Origin of the sequence: Paenibacillus medicaginis (genome assembly GCF_042138635.1) — a bacterium.
Taxonomy (GTDB): domain Bacteria; phylum Bacillota; class Bacilli; order Paenibacillales; family Paenibacillaceae; genus Paenibacillus; species Paenibacillus medicaginis.
Map to the genome: position 1 here is coordinate 1 of NZ_JBHIRY010000047.1, position 17,761 is coordinate 17,761.

15 protein-coding genes and 4 pseudogenes are annotated in these 17,761 nt (G+C 44.7%); 15 read left to right on the top strand and 4 right to left on the bottom strand.

Annotated elements, in window-relative coordinates; translation table 11 throughout:
- From ACE5LO_RS26105 to ACE5LO_RS26125, 5 genes and pseudogenes are all read left to right on the top strand, one after another.
- A partial coding sequence (locus ACE5LO_RS26105) for a transposase domain-containing protein (protein WP_375522845.1) occupies positions 1-237 on the top strand: 237 nt, incomplete at its 5' end.
- An 88-nt stretch (positions 238-325) separates the two neighbouring features.
- On the top strand, positions 326-1,162 hold the full coding sequence (locus ACE5LO_RS26110) for a D-alanyl-lipoteichoic acid biosynthesis protein DltD (RefSeq protein ID WP_375522846.1): 837 nt from the start codon (positions 326-328) through the stop codon (positions 1,160-1,162).
- 445 nt (positions 1,163-1,607) lie between these two features.
- The gene (locus ACE5LO_RS26115; RefSeq protein WP_375522847.1) at positions 1,608-2,477 is read left to right on the top strand and encodes a DUF6270 domain-containing protein; all 870 of its coding nucleotides are present in this window, start codon (positions 1,608-1,610) and stop codon (positions 2,475-2,477) included.
- Positions 2,419-2,919 (top strand): hypothetical protein, encoded by a 501-nt coding sequence (locus ACE5LO_RS26120; protein ID WP_375522848.1) that lies wholly within the window; start codon positions 2,419-2,421, stop codon positions 2,917-2,919. The genes ACE5LO_RS26115 and ACE5LO_RS26120 overlap by 59 nt, the downstream gene beginning before the upstream one ends.
- Positions 2,920-2,931: 12 nt before the next feature.
- A pseudogene (locus ACE5LO_RS26125) lies at positions 2,932-3,191 on the top strand (ATP-binding protein); the annotation flags it as partial.
- Positions 3,192-3,592: 401 nt separating this feature from the next.
- Here the strand turns inward: ACE5LO_RS26125 and ACE5LO_RS26130 are convergent.
- Positions 3,593-3,838: pseudogene (locus ACE5LO_RS26130) on the bottom strand (ATP-binding protein); the annotation flags it as partial.
- Positions 3,839-4,105: 267 nt separating this feature from the next.
- Between ACE5LO_RS26130 and ACE5LO_RS26135 the strand changes: the two are divergent.
- The 4 genes and pseudogenes from ACE5LO_RS26135 (at position 4,106) to ACE5LO_RS26150 (ending at position 7,863) form a co-directional block, all read left to right on the top strand.
- A protein-coding gene (locus ACE5LO_RS26135; protein WP_445993918.1) for an IS3 family transposase occupies positions 4,106-5,237 on the top strand; the annotation gives its coding sequence in 2 pieces (ribosomal slippage) (positions 4,106-4,377 and positions 4,376-5,237; 1,134 coding nt in all).
- A 174-nt stretch (positions 5,238-5,411) separates the two neighbouring features.
- Positions 5,412-5,801, top strand: a pseudogene (locus ACE5LO_RS26140) (fibronectin type III domain-containing protein); the annotation flags it as partial.
- A gap of 184 nt (positions 5,802-5,985) precedes the next feature.
- Positions 5,986-6,831, top strand: a complete 846-nt coding sequence (locus ACE5LO_RS26145) for a bacterial surface protein (protein WP_375522850.1) — start codon at positions 5,986-5,988, stop codon at positions 6,829-6,831.
- 186 nt (positions 6,832-7,017) lie between these two features.
- Entirely contained in the window at positions 7,018-7,863 is an 846-nt protein-coding gene (locus tag ACE5LO_RS26150) for a hypothetical protein (protein WP_375522851.1), read from the top strand.
- A gap of 104 nt (positions 7,864-7,967) precedes the next feature.
- Here the strand turns inward: ACE5LO_RS26150 and ACE5LO_RS26155 are convergent.
- Positions 7,968-8,087, bottom strand: a pseudogene (locus ACE5LO_RS26155) (galactose oxidase); the annotation flags it as partial.
- 206 nt (positions 8,088-8,293) lie between these two features.
- Between ACE5LO_RS26155 and ACE5LO_RS26160 the strand changes: the two are divergent.
- From ACE5LO_RS26160 to ACE5LO_RS26185, 6 genes are all read left to right on the top strand, one after another.
- A complete protein-coding gene (locus ACE5LO_RS26160; RefSeq protein WP_375522852.1) occupies positions 8,294-9,550 on the top strand; it encodes a Kelch repeat-containing protein in 1,257 nt (418 codons plus the stop codon).
- Between the two features lie 285 nt (positions 9,551-9,835).
- On the top strand, positions 9,836-10,033 hold the full coding sequence (locus ACE5LO_RS26165) for a cold shock domain-containing protein (protein WP_018887618.1): 198 nt from the start codon (positions 9,836-9,838) through the stop codon (positions 10,031-10,033).
- A 346-nt stretch (positions 10,034-10,379) separates the two neighbouring features.
- The gene (gene hpf, locus ACE5LO_RS26170; protein ID WP_375522853.1) at positions 10,380-10,943 is read left to right on the top strand and encodes a ribosome hibernation-promoting factor, HPF/YfiA family; all 564 of its coding nucleotides are present in this window, start codon (positions 10,380-10,382) and stop codon (positions 10,941-10,943) included.
- A 403-nt stretch (positions 10,944-11,346) separates the two neighbouring features.
- Positions 11,347-13,797 (top strand): preprotein translocase subunit SecA, encoded by a 2,451-nt coding sequence (gene secA / locus ACE5LO_RS26175; RefSeq protein WP_375522854.1) that lies wholly within the window; start codon positions 11,347-11,349, stop codon positions 13,795-13,797.
- Positions 13,798-13,864: 67 nt separating this feature from the next.
- Positions 13,865-14,978 (top strand): peptide chain release factor 2 gene (prfB, locus tag ACE5LO_RS26180; protein ID WP_375522855.1). Its coding sequence is split into 2 segments (ribosomal slippage): positions 13,865-13,936 and positions 13,938-14,978, totalling 1,113 coding nucleotides; the frame shifts between segments, so codons are not numbered across the junction.
- 176 nt (positions 14,979-15,154) lie between these two features.
- The gene (locus tag ACE5LO_RS26185; RefSeq protein WP_375522856.1) at positions 15,155-16,054 is read left to right on the top strand and encodes a YitT family protein; all 900 of its coding nucleotides are present in this window, start codon (positions 15,155-15,157) and stop codon (positions 16,052-16,054) included.
- Between the two features lie 178 nt (positions 16,055-16,232).
- Here the strand turns inward: ACE5LO_RS26185 and ACE5LO_RS26190 are convergent, their stop codons facing one another.
- Both ACE5LO_RS26190 and ACE5LO_RS26195 read right to left on the bottom strand, forming a co-directional pair.
- Positions 16,233-16,817, bottom strand: coding sequence for an NADPH-dependent FMN reductase (locus tag ACE5LO_RS26190; protein WP_375522857.1), 585 nt, complete (start codon positions 16,815-16,817; stop codon positions 16,233-16,235).
- 173 nt (positions 16,818-16,990) lie between these two features.
- Entirely contained in the window at positions 16,991-17,740 is a 750-nt protein-coding gene (locus ACE5LO_RS26195; protein ID WP_375522858.1) for a response regulator, read from the bottom strand.
- Between the last annotated feature and the right edge of the window lie 21 nt (positions 17,741-17,761).

The window sequence follows — 17,761 nt, forward strand, 5'->3', positions numbered from 1 at the left end:
GGGCGTAAAAATTGGCTGTTCGCGAATACGCCACGTGGTGCAACAGCCAGCGCAACGATTTACAGCGTGATTGAGACCGCAAAGGAGAACGGGCTGCACCCGTATAACTATTTGAAGTATCTCTTCGAGCAGTTACCACAGCTTCCCAGACCGCTGGATGCCGACGCGTTGGAATCGTTCTTGCCGTGGTCAGCCTCGCTTCCGGCGGACTGCCGGGTGAACAAGATTCCTCAATAATATAGTCCAAATCGGCTCTCACCGATAGGTGGGGGCTATTTGACGTTCACTCCTTAACGATTATGAATTTAGTTTTGTCTACAGTAACTTGGAAAAGGCGATAAATGATAAGGGTGTTGAAGTTGTAATTACTGGGATGTCATATTCACTTAAAGGCGTTATTACTGATTTATTAACTAGAAAGTCGGCAAAATTATGCTGGGCCTCCCAGGATATATATTACAATTATGCTATAACTAAAAGAGCATTAGATCATAACGATAGCTTTAAATATTGTATCATTGGCATGGCTTATTATACATTTGATATAGATTTGTCAAAATTAAAAAACCAATCCTATTTGATTGATAAAATTTATTATCCACTGCTAAATGATTCTCATCATTATACTCCGTCTGAAACGTATGAGAGACAGAGAGGGATTGAGGGGATAGAGCAGATAATAGATATGCCTTATCCTTTTACAAGCTTGCAATTAATGAAGTCATTTACATCTGCGATTGGAATATTACAAGGTGATGAACTCATAGATTCTATTTGGAACAAATGTGACAATGTACCGCTTGAATGGTTGGGTAAAAAAAGGGCTTTCCTACATGGTAGACATGATTATCCCGAGACAAGGAAAGAAAACATAGAAATTTTTAAAGCACTTTTAACTTTATTAAAAAATAATAATATTAAACCTTTTATCATTATATTCCCAACCTCAAAACTATATCAGCCGTTTCACAACCCTGAGACAAAAAAAAGGTTTTATGAGATTGTGAATTCATTTAAGTCCGAATTTGATTTTGCTTTATATGACTATTTTGATAGTGAATTATTTGAACAATCCGATTTTGCGGATGCTGATCACTTGAATAAAAAAGGTGCCTATAAAATGACAAATATTATAAATGAGGCTATTTTTAAGTCACTCTAAGTTTACTTCTTTTCTAGATCAGAAATTTTAGAAACAGTTCCTGTATAGAAAGGTAGTGTCAAGAAGTTTGTGTAAGGCAGCAAGCAGAGTATTCTTTCGGGACGTGTTGTCACTGTAGTTTGATTATTCAGAGTATTATGATTTGATGCGGAAGATTGAAGAAAGGCTCGTATAGAGACATATTAGGGCGTGTATGCAAACCTAAGCGAGCTCAAATAGGGGATATTGTCCTTACTTTGTATGATCATGAACATATTGTTGGTATTTTAAAAGAAGCCAGAAGGAAGTTCTGATATGACTTTTAAAAATTTAGCCGTTAAACCGATATATGTATGTTGTAGGAATTAGTGAATTCAGCAGACACATCATGGATTACTTAAAATCCGGAAAATAATTCATACGAAAAGAACAGAAAAACTGGGCAGTTAACAATGGAGAGGATTTAATGATTCTAGTTGATGTTCATGGTTCATGCGTGAGTCGAAATATTTTCAATTTTAACAAAAATACTGATATATCTGTCAATCAATATTTTAGCAGGAATAACATTGTATCTAGTATGATGCCTCCTGCAAGCATTTCTACAAATCGCGAAGAATTGATACGTTATAATAGCGAATATTCACATCGTTGTTTGCGATATGCCATTGAAAAGAAAACTGTACCATTGCTTAAAAGTTCCATTGCAGACTTCTTGGTAATAGATTTCTTTGACTTGTGCCAGCCAGTCGCAGTATATAAAAATACTACTTTCTCAACATACGATTATGTATTTTATAATACAGCAGCTTATAAAAGTGAGCCTGAAAAATATAAGACTGTTAATTTTTTGGAATTACCAATTTGGTCGTGGTATGGATATATTGATTTATACTGGCAACAGATGATAGAGAAATTTGGCGAAAATGTAATTTTGGTTCGACTGCAATGCTGTAATAAGTACATAAGTAAAGATGGGACAGTTAGGAAGACTCTACCTAATCTTTTGAACTTTGGCAATCCTATTTATAACAAACAATTGTATGATTTAGAGGAATACGTTATTAATAAGTACGATCCTTACATTATAGATATATCAAAATACTTTGTTGCCGATGAGAATTACAATCCTGATGTAACACCAGTTCACTTTGAAGAAAATTACGGGGTAACCTCATGGATATTAATGGAAGATATTATTTTAAATAAACCAAAACAAAAATATTATGACAATATTACGCCGGAAGTGGTTGCTGATTTGTTGGAAAGACCGGTTGATGATGAAAATTTCAAAATTATATGGGATGAATCGGAAAATTTTTTTTGCTGCATGTGACTTACTTGATGACATAAGCTCTCAATGCGCTTCTTTAGATATTGTTAAAAATAGGGAATGGTTAGCGTCCCTTTACAGAAAAGCGGATGATATTTTTCCTCAATTAAATCTTAAAATAAATGAAAAACTATCAATGATAAACGATTTTATAGACAATCTTGAACAGTGCAAAACAGATAATGATTTTACAAGGCATTATATACAAAAGCTTAAAGAAAAACAGTATTATTTGAATCAACCTGTCGAGGAACTATGGCAGAACTTTCACGCTGCTTTAGAAATGAGTGATTTACGATGGATTCAAATACTCAATTGCTTAGGAATATTACAACCGGAAAATAAGAGTGCTATCTATTATCAATTACAGTATAATTTGGCGATTGATAATAATATTATGGTAACTAAGTTAAAGCAGCGCCTTGGTAATTATCCATCGCCTTAGAAAAGTATAGGTCTGCTCATTCTGGACGAGGTCGGCTATGTACCACTTTAGCCAGACAAGTTCGGAGCTGCTCTTTAACGTTATTGCCGATTGCTATGAGCAGCAGAGTGTGATTGTGACCTCGAACCTGGAATTCGGCCAATGGATCTTGATTTTTGGGGACACAAAGCTCACTTCTGTTTTGCTTGACCGTCTGGTACACCATGCTCACATTCTCCTTCACCGGTGAGAGTTTCCGGCTCAAGCAAGCGATGGAACGAATTCCACAGTAATGTTTTGGCTGGCAAGTGAACTCGGCACTTTTCGCAGCAAAACTCTGCATCTTTCACTTGCAAAAAACACTATGTTTTTGTAGGGCTAAAGGGCGGCTATTTCCAGAACCAATTCGAATCCATAAAAGACTTTAAAAGCTCTGCAGGCTAATCGCTGTCAGAGCTTTTTCATGTTTAGTAATACCCAATAAAATAATAAAATTGAAAAATTATAGATAATATTTATATATTAGAGAGTTTATGTTTAGACAAGCCAGAAGATATAGTTTACCTTTGAAGTAATCAAATGCTACTTAGGTGAATATTTCGATGCGACGGAGCCGCTTGGTTAATGAATGAGAGCCACGATGTTAATGAAATAGAGCCACCCCGGTTCGGGGGTAGCCCTCTGGAACATTATCTTAGAACTGTGGTGCTTTCCTTTTTCTCATGGAATCTTCGCCGTCGATCAGCATTTGATATGAATTATGCACAATTCGGTCCAGGATTGCGTCGGCCATTGTATGTTCGCCAATCTTCTCATGCCAACCATCCGGAGCGAATTGGGAAATGAAGATCGTCGAGGCGCTCTGGTGGCGGGCTTCGATGATTTCAAGCAAATCTCGGGCTTCTGTTGCGGTCAGAGGAACCAGCAACCATTCGTCTATATTGTTTCTGCTACCACATAATGTCCAAAATATGACGGAATAGGTTGTCCAGGAATAGCTGGAATTGTTGACCGGGACCGTGAACCCGTCAAGGCCGCGAAGCGTTCATTTAGCCTTGACGGGTGGTTTCCAACCTGCGAAGCTATCCCATCGCCCAGCAAACCCTTGCTGGGCTTGCCACGCGGCGAGCGACGGGGTGCAGGGGAGAAATACAATGAACCCATAGTGTGAGACACAAGGAGGCGATAAATAAGTTATACTGAATCTATGGAAAAACGGAATCGATATACCGCAGAATTTAAGACGAAGGTTGTTCTGGAAGTGCTGAGAGAAGAGCAGACGGTGAATGAGATCGCTGGGAAGTATGAACTCAGCCCAGTGATGCTGAGCCGGTGGAAGGCAGAATTTTTAGAACGAGCCACGATGGTGTTCGGTCGGGAAACAAAGGAAGCCGAGAAGATGAAAAGGAGCTATGAGGAGAAGCAGGAACAGCTGGAGAAGCTGGTCGGTCAACTGACGCTAGAAGTCAGTTGGCTCAAAAAAAAATCTGGCCTCTAGGACCACCACAAGAGAGCGACAAACGATGGTGGAACGAGATAACCGGGAGATCAGCATCAAGCGTCAGGCCGAGCTCTTGGGAATCCATCGCACGAATGTGTACCGGCAACGGGAACCGAAGCAGGAAACGCCGGAGAATGTGCAACTGATGCACGAGATTGACAAGCTGTATACAAAGCATCCGTATTACGGCTATCGGCGGATGACCGTGAAATTACAAGAGCAGGGATGGGCCGTGAATCGCAAGCGTGTCCAGCGGCTGATGCGCGTGATGGGGATCGAAGCGATCTACCCGGGGCCGAACCTAAGCAAACGGTATCATGCTCAGTATATCCGTCCCTATCTGCTGCGCGGCCTCGTGATTGATCGTCCGAACCAGGTCTGGGGAATCGATATTACCTATTTGCGGATGGGCAAAGGCTTTATGTATCTGTTTGTGATTATCGACTGGTACAGTCGCAAAATCATCGATTACGAGCTTTCCAGCACCTTGGAGAAGGCCTTCGTCTTGACGTGTCTGAAACGGGCGTTGGGGCGCTGTCGGCCCGAGATTATGAACAGCGATCAGGGCAGCCATTTTACGAATGCAGACTACTTGGAATTGTTGGAGAAACACCACGTGAAAGTGTCGATGGATGGTAAGGGCCGCGCGCGAGACAACAGCCGCACGGAGCGCTTTTTTCGCTCGCTCAAATACGAGGAAATCTACCTGAACGAATACGAGAATCCCAGAGCGCTTCGCAAAGCGATTACAGCCTATCTACGCTTTTATCACACGGAGCGCCCCCATCAAGCGCTGGGGTATGAAAAACCGGAAGAAGTGTATGCGCGAGCCGTTTGATGGCGGCAGCCCCCCCCCATTACAAGTCGAAGGAGGACATAACTTATTTTTTTCAAAATTGTGTCTTGACAATGGGGGGCATTACACTCCCGCGCCTTCGCTTGGGCTGTGCCCTCTATCTGTAAAGCCCAGCGTTGCTACTTTGTTATCTTTTTCACACCTAACTATATTCAAATTCCTTTCTTGACATCGTGTAGCACTATAAACGGAAAAACATATTACTTTGTGGTTACGGCTACAGTGAACGGAGTTGAATCTGATTACTCAAATGAAGCGTCAGCTACTCCTCAAGATGGAATTGTAGATGAACCAGATCCGGAACCAACAGGGAACCGTGCAATCTTAGTGGTGACTATGACAACTGGCCTTGAAAAAGAGTTTGATTTGAGTATGGAGAAAGTAAACGATTTTATTTCCTGGTACGAGAATAAGCAGGCAGGATCGGGAGCAGCTTCTTACGCGATTAACAAGCATGATAACAATATCGGTCCGTTCAGTAGCCGCAAAGATTATGTACTGTATGATCGCATTTTAATGTTTGAGGTAAGCGAATATAATAATTGATTAAGTAGCTTCATCGGTTCATCTGATGGAGTTCTTTTTCATCATTTCAATAACCAATAAAAAATAAAAATGAAAATGAAAATATATAGATAATATTTATAGATTAGCAAGTATATGTTTAGACAGGTTTGTGGAAATGGTTTACCTTTGTAACTGTTCAATAATACATAGGGGGAAATTAGTAATGAAGAAATTCGGTAAGTTATTTTTAATTTTTACGTTTGTTTTTTCATTATTCTCGGGATTTTCGGCATCAAGAACATACGCTGCATCAGTTGGCGAGCAACTTTTGAAGGCCGAAGATGGTTGGACAAGAATTGATGACAGTAATAGTAAACTCAAATATATTGGAATGACATGGAACTTTACCACTGATGATAGTCGTTTTTATGATAAAACATATTCTTGGTCAAATAATGGCGCTGAAGACAAAATCGAATTTAAATTTGTTGGAACAAGTTTAAGAATTATTGGCGGTTTAAGAGATAATCACAGCGATAGAATTTCTATAACTATAGATGGCGAAACTGAGTATTTTTCAGAATATAAAAAAGAAACTTCAATTACAATAGGTCAAATACTTGTTTATGAAAAGTTAGGTTTAGAAAACACTGTACACTCTGTTGAAATAAAGCGATTAAATGAAGGCAACTTTTCTCTTGATGCGATTGATATAGATAAAAATGGTGAACTGCTAGATCCTGGTACACCACCAGCTCCTACTGAGCCAACAGAACCTGAAGAACCTACAAATCCAACTCCAGGAGATCCTACAACTCCTGAACTTCCTTCAGGGAACCGTGCAATCTTGGTAGTCACCATGACAACCGGCCTTGAAAAAGAGTTTGATTTGAGTATGGAGAAAGTAAACGATTTTATTTCCTGGTACGAGAATAAGCAGGCAGGATCGGGAGCAGCTTCTTACGCGATTAACAAGCATGATAACAATATCGGTCCGTTTAGTAGCCGCAAAGATTATGTACTGTATGATCGCATTTTAATGTTTGAGGTAAGCGAATATAATAATTGATTAAGTAGCTCCATCGGTTTATCTGATGGAGTTCTTTTCATTATTTCAATAGCCAATAAAAAATAAAAATGCAAATATATAGATAATATTTATAAATTAGCAAGTATATGTTTAGACAGGTTAGTGGAAATGGCTTATCTTTGTATTTGTTCAATAATTCAATAATACAAAGGGGGAAATTTAGTAATGCAGAAACTCAGTAAAGTACTTTTTTTGTTTACACTGTCTTTAACATTATTTCTCAGCTATAACTTATCAAAGGCATCTGCTGCGGCTGTGGGTCAACAGCTTAACTCACCAGAGAGTGGATGGACAAGGTATTCTGCAAATTCATCATTTTTAAAGTATATTTCAGGCTGGTACCATGACACTGATGAAAAAGCTAAGATAGCATATTCAGGCGCTAAAACAGGTGGAACCGGTGAATTAGAATATAACTTTAAGGGAACAGGTTTGCGCATACTCACGGCTGTAAACTATTCATACTCAAAAAAAGTAGCCGTTAGTATTGACGGAAATGTTGAATATTTCTCTCCTCATAATGCATCAGTAAGAGATTATAACTATAACATTTTAGTCTATGAAAAAAACGATTTAGAAATGGGAGTTCACCAAGTTAAAATGTGGACAGTCGAACCCTCTACTAACACTCTTGGAAATGACTATCGTTTATATAGTATTGATGTAATAGGTGAGTTAACACACGAAGAACCGAATACGGAAGATCCCGGAACTGGCGAACCGACTGGTCCAGAAGACCCGACAATACCAGAGGAGCCTTCTGATCCGGAGCCAAATGGTGACCGTGCAATTTTGGTCATCACAATGGTCAATGGCCTGGAGAAAGAATACGACCTGTCTCTGTCCGAAGTTAACTCCTTCATCGATTGGTACGACGCCAAAGATGCCGGCAGTGGATCTTCTAAGTTCGCCATCGACAAACATAATAATAACATTGGGCCATTTAAAAGCCGGATTGATTATGTCATATTCAATAATATCCTGACTTTTGAAGTCAACGCATATAATTAAGTGATTGGAACAGCTTTCTGCTTGGGCTCCTAGTTCACTGCAATCTCCAAATGAAAAGAGCTCTGTCGCTGTTATACAGGACAGAGCTTTTTGTCGAATCTCAATTAGTTAGTGTATTCACTTACCTCAAACGTTAAAACTCGATCATTTGTTATATAGTCCTTTCGACTGCTGAAAGGTCCTTTGTTATTGTCTTGTTTATCAATAGCATAAGATGCCTTTCCAATGAAGTGGCCCCATGATTATTGTAATGCTCTGCTGGCGAACGCTGGCAGAGCTTTCTTAGTTAATGAATAAACCAATAAAAAATAAATATACAAAATTATTGAATATTTTTATATTTAAGTGTTTTTTTGTTTTCACTCGAAGACAGTAATCCTCTATGCTATTTGTAGCCAATAAATATGTTGCATATAAGGAGAGAGATATCTTGAAAAAGTATGTATTATTATTAATTTTAGTTTTACTAATGTCAGCACTAAGAACAACCACGATACGTGCGGCTGAAGCCAATGAATGGGTGCAACTTAATGATATAACGGAAGCCCGAACTGCTGCGGCAGTGGCTGCGGTCGATAATAAAATCTATATATTTGGAGGATCATCCAGTGGTGATCTTGCTATAAATGGGGCAAAAACAAATACTACATATGTATATGATGTTACCGAAAATCGTTGGGGTAAAAAAACTAATATGCCAACAGCAAGAGCCGCTGCCACAGCCGCAGTAGTAAATGGAAAAATCTATGTGATAGGCGGCTATAATACTATTAATAATCAATTAGTTAGAACTAATGTTGTTGAAATGTATGACCCTAAAACGGATACATGGGAAAAGAAAGCACCTCTTCATATAGAAAGGTCGTGGGCAGGCTCTACAGTAAGCAACGGACTTATATATGTTTTTGGTGGAGGCCAGAATAATGACACAGCGTTGAAAAGTGTTGAAGTTTATGATCCCACATTAGATCAATGGACAGAAAAGAACTCGATGCCGTTTGCTTCCAATGGGATTGGAGTTACTTCGTTTGGGGGAAAAATTTATATAGCTGGAGGAACAACAAAACCATACAACACTCCTATCTATATCAAAGAATTTTGGGAGTATGATCCAGCGACAGACGTGTACTCTAAGAAACCTGATATGTTGACCGAAAGAACAGCATTTAGCATACTAGCTAATAATGATAAACTATATTTTATTGGTTCTGTTACACCTAATGGGGGAAGTAGCCCCATTGAAATTTATGATGTTAGAACAGAGACATGGTCTAAATTAGTAGATTTAACGTCATGGAGATTTCAAAGTTCAGCAGTTATGATTAATAACGAAATTTTCATTATTGGTGGAACAAACGGAAGCACTGTGTTAAATAAAGTTGAAAAATATTCACTTAAAAGTGAGGAGCCTACAGATCCAACAGATCCTCCAGAGACGCCAGAACCTGAACCTTCTGATAACCGAGCAATCTTAGTCGTCACGATGACAACAGGACTAGAGAAAGAATTTGATTTGAGCATGAAGGAAATCAATGACTTCATCGCTTGGTACGAAGCGAAACAGGCGGGATCAGGAAAGGCTTCTTATGCTATTGATAAGCATGAAAATAACAAGGGGCCGTTCAGCAGCCGTAAGGATTACATTCTGTATGATCGGGTTCTAACGTTTGAAGTAAGTGAATATTAAGAGTAATCGTATTGTAGCTTCATTGGCTTATGCTGATGGAGCTCTTTCTAAATAAAAATTTTCAAAGCCTGATTCACTAGAATCAATTAGGTTTAATAGATAAACAATAGCTCAAGTTCAAAATTGAATTGGACGATTATGCCATTATTCTTGTTAATCTACCAGTGGGAAAATAATGTATTAAATCATTTACATTCCCAATTGACAATGGATAAGCTTGGGTGGTATAGTCGGAAATGTGAGCGAGAGCTTCACTTCATTTGATGACGAAGGGAATGTTAGTGCATGCAAGGTAAAGTTAAATGGTTCAACGCAGAAAAAGGTTACGGTTTCATCGAAACTGCGGAAGGTGGCGACGTATTCGTTCACTTCTCAGCTATCCAATCTGAAGGCTTCAAAACCTTGGAAGAGGGACAAGACGTTGAATTCGACATCGTTGAAGGCGCTCGTGGACCGCAAGCAGCTAACGTAATCAAATTATAATCATCCCGGCATAGCCGAACTACATAATCGGTAAGATGGTTAGCAATTGAGAAAACGCTAGCATAGACCCTGGAATCTTGATTCCGGGGTTTTTTTTGAGGATTTGAGATAGTATAAAATGCTCTTCTTTTAGAAGTTAGCTTTCTTTCAAAATCAGATAGATAAGTTTAAGTAGAGCTAGTATTTCTATATAACGGCTGGAAAAAATTCTGCTTCATGCGTGCTTGTTCCCCTTGAATGCACATGGATAGATAGAGTGTGTTAACAAATCCCCGCATTTGCCCATCCGTTTTTTACTCCTGCTTAACAAATGTGGTATACTGGAGGGGCAAAGGAGGCGTGACATATGAACTTTACCGTTCGAGGTCAACAGATCGATGTTACTGACGCTTTGAGAGAGTATGTTGAGAAGAAATTCAGCAGGCTTGAGAAGTATTTCGATGCACCGCCAACAACTGATGGAAGTGTCACCTTAAGCACGACAAGAGGGCTGAGCACCGTAGAAGTAACCATTCCTTTGCCGGGGGTGCTGCTCCGGGCCGAAGACAGGAGCGAGGATATGTACGCGTCCATCGACGCGGTAGCGGACAAGCTGGAACGCCAGATCCGCAAGCACAAAACCAAGCTGAACCGCAAGTTCCGCCAGGAAGGCGGTTTGAAGTCGCTGTTCGTGGAGCAGCCGGCTGCGGAGGTGGAGGTTCTCGAGGCTGTAGAGGATGAGCAAAGCGATGAGCTGGAAGTGGTCCGCACCAAGCGCTTTTTATTGAAGCCGATGGATGTGGAGGAAGCCATCCTGCAGATGAACATGATCGGTCATAATTTCTTTGTATTCTCCAACATTGAAAATCAGGAAATAAATGTGGTTTACAAACGCAATGACGGGAAGTACGGTCTGATTGAGCAGGAATGATCGTTTCACCCGGTGCGGATGAACCGCCATGACTAAGAAGATAAGCGAGCCCTTGTTCCAGGTGTATGCCTGGACCGGGGCTTTTTTAGATTGCACTTTTTATAAAGTTTCAGTGAGTACATCGATAGACGTTTTTCTTATGAACGTACTGATAAAGAGCGTGGAAATATGAAACCTATTTTATACCCGCTGCGTCTTTATTTTATGCAATGAAAGAGAGTGGATTTTGCAGATATTGCCCAGCCGGTGTGTGTTGCGGCAACTCCCACAAACTGTTACAATTTATCCAAAGACTTTTTTTCTGAAAATGGCAAGCTGAAAGGTATGAATCAATTTCATTTTCATGGACCCTTTTGTTTGTGAAATTGATTCCATCAATTGTTTTGCGCGAAAGGGGTAAGCCATGCTAGGCATAGTTAAGAAAATATTCGGAGACATGAATGAACGGGACGTCAAACGTCTGATGAAGACAGTTGACATGATTAATAAGATGGAGCCGGACTTTGAGGCGCTTACCGATGAGCAGCTGAAAGGAAAGACAGAGGAATTCCGCAGCCGTCTGGAGCAGGGAGCAGCACTGGACGAGCTTCTTCCCGAAGCGTATGCTACGGTGCGTGAAGCGTCCAAGCGTGTGCTGGGCAAGCGTCATTATGATGTTCAGTTGCTGGGCGGGATGGCGCTGCATGAAGGCAGAATTTCCGAGATGAAGACGGGTGAAGGTAAAACGTTGGTCGGTACTCTGCCTGTATACCTGAACGCCCTTGCAGGGAAGGGCGTACACGTGGTTACGGTCAACGATTATCTGGCTCAGCGCGACAGTGCGGAAATGGGACAAATTTACGAATTTCTTGGCATGACGGTCGGTCTGAACCTGAACGGCATGGATCATGGCGCGAAGCAGCATGCGTATGCCTGCGATATTACGTATGGCACCAACAACGAGTTTGGCTTCGACTATCTGCGTGATAACATGGTGCTGTATAAGGAACAAATGGTTCAGCGCCCTCTGCATTTCTGTATTATTGACGAAGTGGATTCCATCCTGGTTGATGAGGCGCGGACGCCGCTGATCATTTCGGGGCAGGCACAGAAATCGACGGAGCTGTATTTTGCGGCCGACCGCTTTGTGAAGACACTGTCGGTTGAAGAGGATTACACGGTTGATGTGAAAGTGAAATCGGTAGCGCTGACGGAGAACGGCGTGTCTAAGGCGGAAAATTTCTTCGGTCTGGAGAATTTGTACGATCAAGATAACGTGACGATTAACCATCACGTGGTACAAGCGTTGAAGGCGAATGTAATCATGCGTCGCGATGTGGATTATGTGGTGACCGAGGATGAGGTTGTCATCGTTGATGAATTCACGGGCCGCCTGATGGCCGGCCGCCGTTACAGCGATGGTCTTCACCAGGCGATTGAAGCGAAGGAAGCCATCGGTGTACAGAACGAGAGTATGACGCTGGCGACGATTACCTTCCAGAACTATTTCCGCATGTACCGCAAGCTCGCGGGCATGACAGGTACGGCCAAAACCGAGGAAGAAGAGTTCAAGAAAATTTACGGGCTTGAGGTGCTGCAGATCCCGACCAACCGTCCGAACCAGCGCGTGGATATGGCTGATATGGTTTATAAGAGCGTGAAAGGCAAATTCAAGGCGGTTGTCGATGAAATTGTGGAGCGCCACCAGAAGCAGCAGCCTGTGCTTGTCGGTACGGTATCGATTGAGAACTCCGAGCTGCTGTCTGAAATGCTGAAGCGCAAAGGCGTGAAGCACAAGGTGCTGAATGCGAAATACCATGCGGAGGAAGCGGAAATTATTTCGCGTGCGGGCGAAGCCGGCGCGGTGACGATTGCGACGAACATGGCCGGCCGCGGTACGGATATTGTACTGGGTGAAGGCGTAGCGGAACTTGGCGGGCTGCATATTATCGGTACAGAGCGCCATGAATCCCGCCGGATTGACAATCAGCTGCGCGGCCGTGCGGGCCGTCAGGGCGACCCGGGGTCAACACAGTTCTACCTGTCCCTTGGCGACGAACTGATGAAACGCTTTGGCGCTGACAACGTGCTGAATATGATGGAGCGTCTCGGCTTTGAGGAAGATCAGCCGATCGAGAGCCGCATGATTACGCGTGCGATTGAATCCGCCCAGAAGCGGGTGGAAGGCAACAACTTCGATCTCCGCAAAGTGGTGCTGCAGTATGACGATGTGATGAACCAGCAGCGGGAGATTATTTACAAGCAGCGCCGTGAAGTGCTGGAGTCTGAGAATATCAAAGAGATTGTATTCGACATGATCAAGCCTACCATTGAGCGTGTGGTTGAAGCGCACTGCGGAGACGACATTCCCGAGAACTGGGAGCTTGAAGAAGTGGCCGATTACATCAATGGCAAGCTGCTGGAAGAAGGCGCAGTGAGCCGTGACGATCTTTGGGGCAAAGAGAAGGAAGAGATTGTCGAGCTGTTGTTCGAGAGAGTCACTGCCAAGTACAATGCTCGTGAAGCAGAGATCGGCGAGGAAATGGTTCGTGAATTCGAGAAGGTTATCGTGCTGCGTGCGGTGGATAGCAAATGGATGGACCATATCGATGCCATGGATCAGCTCCGTCAGGGCATCCACCTCCGCGCTTATGGCGGTACGGATCCGCTGCGTGAATACCAGTTCGAAGGTTTTGAGATGTTCCATGAAATGATCGCCAGCATCCAGGAAGAGGTTGCGACTTACGTGATGAAAGCGAAAATCGAATCGAACCAGGAGCGTCAGGCGGTTGTGGATGAGAAGAAGATGTCCACCAGCGGAGAGCCTGCGACACCGAAGCAGAACAGAGCAGCCCGGAGATCCAACAAATCTTAAGGCGACCGGAATTTTGGGATAGTATATGTATATATAAGGCTCATTTCATGAGAAGGAGTTTTGCGGAATGATTGATCCAAGTGTAAAGCATGATTTGCGTGAAATAAGCAAGAAACTAACAAATCTTAGGGGGTCTCTTTGACTTAGATCTGAAGCAGGAGATGATCGCCAACTTTGAGGAGAAGATGGCGGCCCCGGATTTTTGGGATGACAATGAGAAAGCTCAGGGCGTTATTGCTGAAATGAATGCGGTAAAATCCTCTGTTGATCAGTATGAGGAGCTCCGCAAGGAATACGAGGATGCCGCCATGATGGTGGAGCTGGCTGATGAAGAAGGCGATGAGGAACTGGCGGCGGAGGTTACGAACAGCGTCTCCGCATTGGTCGCCAAGCTGGAGGAATTCGAGCTGCAGCTGCTGCTGAGCCAGCCTTACGACAAGCTGAACGCCATTCTGGAGCTGCATCCGGGCGCAGGCGGGACCGAGTCGCAGGACTGGGGGCAAATGCTGCTCCGTATGTATACCCGCTGGGCGGAGAAGCGCGGTTTCAAGGTGGAGACGCTGGACTACCTGCCTGGAGATGAAGCGGGCATCAAGAGCGTCACGCTGCTCATCAAGGGTTTTAACGCTTACGGTTATCTGAAGGCGGAGAAAGGCGTTCATCGCCTGGTGCGCATCTCGCCGTTCGACTCGTCAGGACGCCGTCATACATCGTTCGTATCCTGTGATGTCGTACCAGAGATTGCGGATGATGTGGATATCGAAATTCGCACAGAGGATCTGAAGATCGATACGTACCGTGCCAGCGGCGCGGGCGGCCAGCATATCAATACGACCGACTCGGCTGTACGGATCACCCACCTGCCGACAGGCATCGTGGTCACCTGCCAGAACGAAAGATCTCAGATCAAGAACCGTGAACGCGCCATGACCATGCTGCGGTCAAAGCTATATGAGCGTAAAATTGAAGAGCAGGAACAGCATCTGGCCGAAATCCGAGGAGAACAATCGGATATTGCATGGGGCAGCCAGATTCGCTCCTACGTGTTTCATCCCTATAGCATGGTAAAGGATCACCGTACCAATGTTGAAACAGGTAACGTAGGCGCAGTGATGGATGGAGACCTCGATGCCTTTATCGACGGTTACCTGCGCAGCCAAATCAAGGTGGAAACCGAATAATGCAACCCTTCCTACACGAGGTGTACGTTTTTTGAGTACACTTTGTGTAGGAATTTTTTTGCCTAAAATCATACGCCCTTGTTCGCTGCTGTACAGGTATTCTTTGGCGGCCTTGGGGTAACAACGAATATAACAATAAACGAGGTTAAACTACCTCTTAAAGGAGAAATTGAACGATGTCTTCATCTTATTCACCTTCTGAACGGAGAAAGCGAATCGCGGAAAGGATTCCTGCATCGGGGCCAAGGCGTAATGTGCTGGATGTCTTTTTGATTACTTTAGGCTCTCTTATTACAGCACTGGCTTTTAACATGTTTCTGCTGCCAAGCCGGATTGCTTCCGGGGGAGTATCCGGGCTGTCGATTTTGGCGGAGGCCTGGTTCGGGCTGGAACCGGCTTTTACGCAGTGGGCGCTCAATATTCCGCTGTTCATCGCCGGTGTGCTGCTGCTTGGCCGGCAGTACGGCCTCCGTTCGCTGCTGGGCAGCGTACTGCTGCCCCTGTTTGTCTATTTGACAAGCAACTGGCCTGTTCCGACGACGAATCCGCTGCTCGCTTCATTATATGGCGGGATTGGTGTGGGGCTCGGATTGGGGATTGTATTCAGGGGGCGCGGATCAACCGGGGGGTTGAGCATTTTGGCGCAGATCATCCAGAAATATACGGGCTTCAGCTTTTCGCTGTCCGTTGTGCTGCTCGATGGGACGGTTATTTTGCTGGCAGGTTTTGCTCTTTCACCAGAAAACGCGCTGTATGCCCTCATCGGCCTCTATATCACCGGTAAAGTTATTGATGCGGTGGAAATGGGACTTGGTTATTCCAAGGTGGCCTATATCATCTCTAATCACAAAGAGAAAATGGCCAAAGCCATTCTGGAGGATCTGGACAGGGGCTTGACCGAGCTGGCGGGCCGCGGCGGCTTTACCCAAGAGAATCGTCCGGTTCTGATGGTTGTGGTGGGGCAAAACGAAGTCACCCGGCTCAAAACACTCGTCAGATCCGTAGACCCGGATGCGTTCGTGATTATTGGCAATACGTACGAAGTGTTGGGCAAAGGATTTAAAAGAGAAAGCTGAGCGAGAGGTGAGGAGGCCCCCAGCGACTGTGTCAGGTAAATGGCCAGAAACGACAGGCTCATGGACATCGCTATCCTGCTGCATACCGTGCCGATCATAATGGTCCAGGCCAGAGGGTGGATGGAGCGTATCTGCTGGAGCACGGGGGCACCTCCTCTATAAAGAGTGTTTTATCCGATCAGAGTGTGTCAGGGGTAGTGCCTTGTCCGCTGCGCAGGCCCTCGGCCAGCCGCAGGAAAGATCCGACAGCACTGAAAATGCGTTCGTCCGCTTCCGGAACTGGCTCGTGTACGCCGGTCCTAAAGCCGGTTACACCTTCAAACCGGCTGCGCAGGCTGCCGCCGATGGATATCCATTCCGGGGAGCTAATACCGTGCAGATTGCGGACGATGGCCTGCAGCTGCAGCAGCGAACCGATGCCGACCGGGCCTCCGGCGGTGCTGGCGGTCAGGACGGCCTTGCCTTTAAACTGCGCCTGACCGAGGTAATCGAGCGCATTTTTGAGCACACCGCTGATGCTGCCGTGATATTCCGGCGTGGTCAGCATGATAGCGTCAGCCTGCCCAAATGCTTGCAGCAGCTGATCTACGCCAGGGTGCTGCAGATTTTCCGCTTCGGGGGAATAAAGCGGGAGCGGCGTATGATACAGATGGATCAGGCGGATGGTATGTCCCGACTCGCGCATCATGGCTGCGGCATATTCCGCCAGCCCGCTGCTGGCCGCGTTTTTGCGGTTGCTTCCAGTAAGAATGACAATATTCATAGGGGATTCCTCCTGTGGATTGGTGTATTGTCAGCAGCATGTGCTGCTTCTATTAGCATCTTACTTTATTGGCGCAGCGGGAGCGTCGGCAGGGGGATGTATCTTTGCATGGCAAAAACACTCAGCCGCAAGGCTGAGCGTATGCAACTTTGGTATGAGACGGAATGGGCGTTCTAGCTTCCTGTTCCGTTTTTTAGTGCAAAAATGGCCGCCTGCGTTCTGTCGGCAAGCTGCAGCTTATCGAGCAGGTGGCTAACATGGGTCTTGACTGTTTTTTCCGTAATGACCAGCTTATCCGCAATCTCGCGGTTGTTTAACCCACAGGCGATTAGATCCAGCACCTCGCGTTCCCGTGGAGTCAACCGCTCCAGGTGGGAATAGGCGGGTTCGCCTGTTATGTGACTACGGCTTCCGCGCAGAGCTGCAAGGTTTCCCTGTTCTCCCGCATAAGGTGAAGGTGTAATTCCCTGTACACCTTGAACCCCTATCAGTCCCTGGGCATCCGGGGAGGACATCAGCCTCATCAGCTCCCCCGCCGCATCGGGGTGCAGCTCAACCTTCCCCTGATGCACCCTGCGGATGGCATCCGCCAGGTCGGAGGGCTCGATATCTTTCAGCAAATATCCCTTAACCCCGGCCTGGACGGCAGGCAGTACATGGGCCCTGTCATTGAAGGAGGTCATGACGATCACCTTGATCTGCGGATGAGCCGCCCTTAGCTCCCGGGTCGCCGTAATACCATCCATCACCGGCATATTCAGGTCCATCAGAATCACATCGGGCTGCAGCAGGGCTGCCTGTTCGACCGTTTCCCTACCGTTGGAAGCCTCGCCGACCACTTCAATATCCGGCTGGGTGGATAGGAAGACCTGCAGCCCTTTGCGCACCATGGCATGGTCGTCGGCCAGCAGCAGCTTAATCATAATCTGGTTCCTCCCGTTGTC